This is a genomic window from Empedobacter sp. UBA7620, assembly GCF_002484185.1.
GTDB classification, from domain to species: Bacteria; Bacteroidota; Bacteroidia; order Flavobacteriales; family Weeksellaceae; genus Empedobacter; species Empedobacter falsenii_C.
Genome location: NZ_DLJI01000001.1, coordinates 1 through 7157 on the forward strand (window position 1 = coordinate 1; position 7157 = coordinate 7157).

Below are 7157 nucleotides of genomic sequence, written 5' to 3' on the forward strand. Positions count from 1 at the left end.
CAAGACGAAAGCTTAGTTATTAGCTGTAGTCTTTTTATTTATAGTGAAAAGTTAAATTCATTTCACTATTTACAATAGTTCCACGTGCTGTAGCAGGTTTCCATTTTGATTTTTTTACAAAATTTTCAATTTGTTTTTCAATTTCTATTCGGAATTTTTCATTTTCTTTATTTTGAAAAGTAGAGCTAATTTCTAAATCTGAAATTTTTCCATCTTTATGGAGAATGAAATATGCGTTAGAATATGAATAGTTTTTTTCATTTTTGTATTTGAAGTTTTCAGGGTATTTGAAATCTTTAAAAAAATCTTTTTTATAGTTGTCAAAGAATTCTGAATAATCATCAGTTCCATAATATCTCGAAGTCATATCACAATCTTCGAATTTAAAAATATCATTTCTATGCTTTGAAACGTAAATATTTTCTGCAACTTGTCTTAAAGAATCAATAAATTTTGTTCCATATCTCAAGGAAATTTCATTTTCCATTTTTTTTCCGTAACAATTTTGTTTTTCCCAAGGAACTGTACAAAAATATCCGTTTTCTTCTGTGGTTATGGAGTTTTTAGCAAGAAGTGAATCCATTTCAATATTACTTCTATAAGTTTCAACCATTCCAAATAAATGAGTATAAACTAATTTATTCTTTCTAATATCAATTTCAGCTCTTTTTGTTTCTGCGTTGCATAATGAATCCCAGTATTTAATTTCTTCTTTTTCCATTGGGATTGAAACTCCTGCAATTGGTTCATATTCGGATATATTTTGAATTCTATTTTTTGTTTTACAATTTGTCAGTGAAAACAATATCAAAACTACTATTGGGACTATGATTTTCATAAGATTACAGCTAACATTGTGTTTTACTAAATAAAATAAGTATAGTTTCGTAAAAAGACATTTATATTTCGTGTTAATAACAAATATAAACAATAAACAAAACTAGATTGTATACCTTATTGTATAAAACAAAAAACCTCGCTTAAAACACTTAGCGAGTTTTTTTTATTTACCATATGTTTTCATTCAATTTTGTCGCTTTTATTGGTTCAGTTGCACTTTTTAATATTTTTTTCTCAACAAATTTTGGGAAAAACCTCATTAAAAAACTAAACTTCATAGAACTGACTAAATTTTTAATTTTAGAATTGTTTTTCTGATAATAGTGGTTAATTTCTTTTTCGGATATTATTTTAAAAATATTTTCGTTTGTATTGATTTTAATAAGAGGAAAGTTTACTTCATTTTCTCCTGTCAAAGTTATTTGTTTTTTCAACTTTGAACTTAATCTTGTCATAAATGACAAAATATTATCTAATTCCGATTTAGATTTAATTTCACTTGGATCAATATCAAACTCAATTTGATCAATTAAAAAAAAGTGACAATTTATTGTTATATTTTTTATGTTTATTGAAACAGTTTTACACTCTATTTCTCCAGTCTCGTCTTGTAGATATTCAAAAACTTCCTTTTTGTCAATTTTATTTTCTGAAAAATAAGTTAAATCATACTCAGAGTTCAATATATCAATTACTTTATTCCAATCACTCAACGAAGTTTCTTGAATATAAATATCTCTTAATAAACCATCAGGTTTAAAAATCCAATGAATATTATCCCAATTATAATTCATATTTCGTTTTGTTATACGGTTTTTAAACTGACGGCTAACGAGCGAAGCCAAAGCTGTTTCGCTATTTGTAAACTTACAAAAAATACGAATATGGATGGATTTTGGCGATGACAAAACAATAATCTTCTAGCTAACCAAAACCCCGCATTTTGCTAAGCCGATATTAGCAATAGTTTTGGGTCTTAATTTTTTCTTTTGCTTGGTTAATGAAACCAAACAATCTGCATTGTCGAAACAATATGGCATTGTAATTTGCTTTTTCTACATTCATAACATTATGCATAAACTCATTCCTAATGTAACTGTTTGCGGCTTTCAATTCTTGACGGTAAACTTTTATACCTGCATTATTATTTCCCTTATTTGCTTTAATACATTCTCGTATATGCATTTCTATTAGTTGTGAGCCTATTAAATCTGATTTATGGAAATCCTTTATCATATGTTCAAATAAAACAGCAATTTCTCTTACAGCAGAATCATAGTATCCAATTTTTATTAATGGTTTTATAATTGTATCAATTTGTTTAGGAATGAAAAAATCTTGTGTTAAGTCTAAATATTTTCGGTATCCTTTTTCCGTTAATTTTAAACTACTTGTATATTCTATAAAAGGAGTATTTTGATCCTCGTACATTTTAATTAATTCTTCTCTATCGTCTTCATTCCATTCCTCACCTAGATAATTTTCAACATATTTTTCAATTTTCGGCATTTCAATAATGTGATCTATACGTTCACCTGAGTCATTTAAAAAATATACATCAATATTTCCATCTACATTCAGCGGATAACCTTGAGAAACCATACAATTAAAACTATTCAATTCATATTTAAACTCGGTAATTGGTTTAATACCTTCAATAAATTCCAATTCATAAAGCTCAATTAAATCGTCCACGTAAAACGATAAATGATAATCTCTACTTTTCCAAGGTTCTTTAATTTTTCTCTTATTATTTTTCATAGAAAGAAAAGAGATTATAACACCAATTGTTTCTATTTCAATAAAATCTGTATCATATGGATAATTTGCTAGGCTTATTAAAGCAATTTCTGAACCCTCGCCACTAGGAAAGATTGCTACATCGTCTGAAACATGGTTCACCCCACCGTAGTCAAAAATTGAGTATTCATTTAGATAATCTTTCATAAAAACACACCTATATCTTTATTTCGTATAAATAACAAATGTATAAAATAATCTAATTTATAACCATTATTGTGTAAAAACAAAAAACCTCGCATATACACTTAGCGAGGCTGTATAATTTATCCTTTGTACCAAATTTCGGGTTGCGTAACGGTTACAAAGTGGTACGTAGTTTTTATTGAGTTTTACACCATTCAATTAATTCTGGATAAAGTTCTTCAATATTTTTCTTTGGATTTTTTTTTCTTAATTCTATTAATTTATCTGTAAATTCCTTTGTTTTAGGAAAACCTCTTTTAGTCATTGCTTCATTAACATCATTATATACGTAGTTAAATGCTTTCTGATCATTTTTAAAAATATCAGAAATATAGATTACATATAAAGACCAAGTCATATACTCATCAAAAACTCTTTTCGCATTAGGATAAAATTCAGTGCCATATTGTTTTGTGTTAACCCATGTATCTCTAATTTTTAAAGCTTCATTAAGTTCTGCTTCATATTTCGTTGCTAAAACAACTGTATAATTATGGTCAATTTCAGTGAAAATAGGTCGAGTATTATTGATGATTTTTTCAGTTTCAGAGAGCTTTTTATCTTCAGATATTGTAGGAATGACTAAGAAAATCTGATTGAAGTTATTATCATCATAATTGGTTGTGTAGTTTAATCCTCCTATTAACGGAGAAGTCATTATAACATAATTGTTGACTTTTGTTTCAAAATTGTTTTCTAACCAATTCCATTGCTGTTGTATGTTGGCTTGAGTATCGAAATCATCAATGATTTTACTATAATATTTAGTCGAATTTTTATAAAATTTTCTGAATTTAGATTTATTAGCAAAATCTTCAATATCTTTTTTATATTTTGTAATTAAATTCTCAGTTATCTTAGTATGTGAAGATACACTTTGAGCAGGAAATAGGTAGTTTTTATCTTTTACCAATTTGTTTCCCTTAAAATTATATGAAATAGCATTTCCCGTTAAAAAGATGTAATTTACAGGGTTTGCTTTTATCAATGAGTCATATTTTAAGATGATGGGTTCATTTTTATATGGTTCAAAATGCTTAATTAAATCTTTATAATATTCACTGTCTTGATTAACCATATCATCATTACCCAAACCAAGTTCCGTTATGGCTATCATAATGTGTAAAAGTTCTTTTACTTCATGGATTACAGTTTTGGATTTACCTTGATTCTCTTTTCTGAATTTAGAATCGAAATTGACTTTTTTTAATTCTTGAGAGTTTACTGAAATACTTAGTATTAAAAATAGTAGATATAGAAAATAGTTCTTCATTTTCTTTATGTAGTGTTGTTGTAAAATTGCGTAAAACATTGTTTTTTTTTTTCGAAACTAATATAGCATGCATTTATTAAAAAACACGTATACCTACATTTCGTTATATTATTCCAAATATACAAACAAAACTATATTGTACACCCTGTTGTGTATAATAATAAACCTCCCTAAAATTACTTTTAAATAGGTTCTTATTTATACTATTTTGTGTTTTTGTANNGTGTTTTTAAGACTAAAATTGGTGTTGTATAACAGTTACCGATGTTAGTGGCTAGAATTTATTTTAATTCTTGTCCGTTTAATAATCTTTCAATATTTTCTTTCGTGTCGTTGTTTGGTTCGACTTCTAGTAAATGTCTAATTTCTTTTTCAATTTCTGACGACCAATTTTCTTGTTTCCACTTGTCCAAAACTTTGATTGCCATATTTCGGTTTCTTGTTACAGGATTTTTAAGTGATGTTAAGATAATTTTCTCTCCCTTTGTAGGATAGTTTTCCAATAATGTAGTTGCATATTCAAGACTTGTGTGTTTGTTATAATTTTCGCCAAATCCATTTGAATCTTTCGCTCCTGTTGCCAACTCATCAAAAGGCAAGTGTTTAAGAGCAAAGTCTATGATTTTATCAGAATGTTCGGGTTTACTATAATGTGTAACGTCATACCACGAAAAACTATCTAGTGGATTTTCTTCCAATCTTGTCCAAACGGTTTCCCACAAGTCAATTCCTAATTTTTCTGCTGCTTTTTTGGCGTTCCAATAAATTATATTGTCATCACTTTTCAAACCTTCATACGCAACAATTTTCCAATCTCTGCTATTCAAAATTTTAACAATTTGAATTAGGCAATTTGAAATAATGTCTTGATTCCAACCATTTTTCTTTTGGTTCCCAATATCGTTATGTAACTCTGTGAGAAAGTCTTTTATTTTGTGTAAAGCACTAAAGTCTGAAATATCAGTTGCGTGCCTCATTGTGTGTCTTATGAAATCTTGAATTACTTGCGAAGCAAAAGGATAAATAGTAATATCATCGGCTGGACTGTGTTCTACGATGAGTGCTTCAATAATATCAGAAGCAGATTTGAAAAGTTTGTTTTCAATCTCTTCGCTTTCTAATTTCTTATGTAATTCTCCATTGGTCGCACAAGTGTAAGCTAAGTATTCATACATAATACTGTTCTTATAACCTTCAAGTATCAACCAATCTTTAATTGGCTCTTTTAATTCAGGACTTGCCAACCTGTCAACTATTTGGATTTTTCCCCAACCATCAACTTTCTGTGCCAATTCCCAAAGGTTATTTTCTACATTGTCAGATAAGTTCACAATTGCTATAGTTGTATAAACAGTAAACTCATCATGTAAACCTAAAATTTTTATGTCATTTAGAATAGATTTATTCTGACACAATCCTAAAATTGCAATTCCAAATTTTACAGCATTTCTTTTGTCTGTTTTTGTAGTCAAATCTTTTGCGAAATTAAAAAGATAAGGCTCAATCGGCAATTCATTATTTACGACTACTTGTAAAAACTCGTCAATAATTCCAATGACACCTTCATTTTCTGTGATTAATCGGTAAAATTCTTGTTCACTTATTTTGTCACCTTTTGTTGCAATCTTTTTCAAGTGTTTTGAAAGTTCTGCAACTCTCTTTTTTGAATCAATTGAATCGTCCGCACCAAACATAGCGTCCATAAGTCCTGCTGCAAACCTTATTTTTTCATCATCTTTTTTTTTCATCAGGTAAGTCTTGAGCAGCTTCAGACAAGTTTCCTTTGTTGTCCAAGTTTGAAAACAGAAATTTGAGAATAGAATTATCCGTTCTCCATTCTTCAACCTTTATCGGTTTTTTCTTGTCAAATATATCTTGTAACCATTTCTTTATCATAGGAACTTCCATTTGTAGCCTAACCGCTAACATTCTTTTTTTACAAAGACTAATATACAAAACCTTTATAAAATACTCTATTGTATAGTTAGCCTCAAAATATCCTGATTACATTTTTTATAAACTTACGGTTTCACGTAAATCAGATTGTAACGCTCTATGTACTTTCGTTGTATCAAGAAAATTAATTGTGATGGGAATATTTGATTTTTTAAAGAAGAAAGAATTTGATAAAATTTCTGAACTCGAAAAAAAGATTATTAGTTTAGAAAATACTAATTCTGAATTGAACTCTAATCTAACTAGATATAACGGAATAGTGGATGTAGAATTCTATATTAAAACAGAAAAAGAAAAATTTGACGCATTAGATACAGAAGTCAATAATCAACTCGTTTCGAAAAAGAATGATTTAGATGAATTAAATAATAAATACCTCAATTCGCTAGATGTTTATAAAGATTTGAAATCGAAGATTTCTATTTATGAAAACCAATTAGATTTAGCTGAATTTGGATTATATGAACCTTTGTTCGATTTCGAAAAATCAGACCAATATAGGTATGAACAATCATCTATTAGAGATCGACAAAAACATTTAATTACCGTCAATAGAGCCTGTGTATGTGACACAACTTGGACCATAGATGGGAGCGAAGCCAAAGGAAGGGCTGCTACAAATAAGTATATAAAATTACTATTAAGAGCATTTAATGGGGAATGTGATGCGTTATTAGGTAAAGTAAAATGGAATAATATCAATCAAATAAAAGAAAGAATTAAAAAATCATTTACCGCTTTAAATAAATTAGGAGAGGGACAGCATGTGAGAATAACGAATGATTATTTAGAGTTAAAATTGAAAGAGATTATCCTCGAATATGAGTTTCAATTAAAAAAACAACAAGAAAAAGAAGAAGCTAAGGCGATTCAAGATGAGCTAAGGGAAGAAGAAAAAGCAAAAAGAGAATTTGAGAAAGCTCAAAAAGATGCAGAAAAAGAAGAAGCCTATTTCCAAAAAGCTTTAGAAAAAGTAAGAAAGGAGCAAGGGACTAATAATTCGGAAGAATTAAAATTACAAATAGAGCAACTCGAAAAAGAATTAGAAGAGGCAAGGTTAAAAAAGGAAAGAGCTTTATCTATGGCTCAACAAACCAAGAGA

The 7157-nt window shown here is 28.3% G+C and carries 7 protein-coding genes; 1 reads left to right on the top strand and 6 read right to left on the bottom strand.

Translation table 11 applies throughout. The features are described from left to right. Positions 1 to 34 precede the first annotated feature (34 nt). The 6 genes from B2217_RS00005 to B2217_RS00030 all read right to left on the bottom strand — a co-directional run bounded on the left by B2217_RS00005 (position 35) and on the right by B2217_RS00030 (position 6028). Positions 35 to 838, bottom strand: coding sequence for a hypothetical protein (locus B2217_RS00005; RefSeq protein ID WP_291121902.1), 804 nt, complete (start codon positions 836 to 838; stop codon positions 35 to 37). A 169-nt stretch (positions 839 to 1007) separates the two neighbouring features. Then, a complete protein-coding gene (locus tag B2217_RS00010) occupies positions 1008 to 1553 on the bottom strand; it encodes a hypothetical protein (RefSeq protein ID WP_291121904.1) in 546 nt (181 codons plus the stop codon). 244 nt (positions 1554 to 1797) lie between these two features. Further along, positions 1798 to 2787, bottom strand: coding sequence for a hypothetical protein (locus tag B2217_RS00015; protein ID WP_291121906.1), 990 nt, complete (start codon positions 2785 to 2787; stop codon positions 1798 to 1800). A 175-nt stretch (positions 2788 to 2962) separates the two neighbouring features. After that, the gene (locus B2217_RS00020; RefSeq protein ID WP_291121908.1) at positions 2963 to 4099 is read right to left on the bottom strand and encodes a DUF4932 domain-containing protein; all 1137 of its coding nucleotides are present in this window, start codon (positions 4097 to 4099) and stop codon (positions 2963 to 2965) included. A 281-nt stretch (positions 4100 to 4380) separates the two neighbouring features. After that, positions 4381 to 5847, bottom strand: coding sequence for a hypothetical protein (locus B2217_RS00025; RefSeq protein ID WP_291121910.1), 1467 nt, complete (start codon positions 5845 to 5847; stop codon positions 4381 to 4383). After that, positions 5831 to 6028, bottom strand: coding sequence for a hypothetical protein (locus B2217_RS00030; RefSeq protein ID WP_280046552.1), 198 nt, complete (start codon positions 6026 to 6028; stop codon positions 5831 to 5833). Before B2217_RS00030 ends, B2217_RS00025 begins: the two co-directional genes overlap by 17 nt. A gap of 160 nt (positions 6029 to 6188) precedes the next feature. Here B2217_RS00030 and B2217_RS00035 point away from each other — a divergent pair. Further along, on the top strand, positions 6189 to 7157 hold a 969-nt coding region (locus B2217_RS00035; protein ID WP_291121913.1), incomplete at its 3' end, for a DUF4041 domain-containing protein.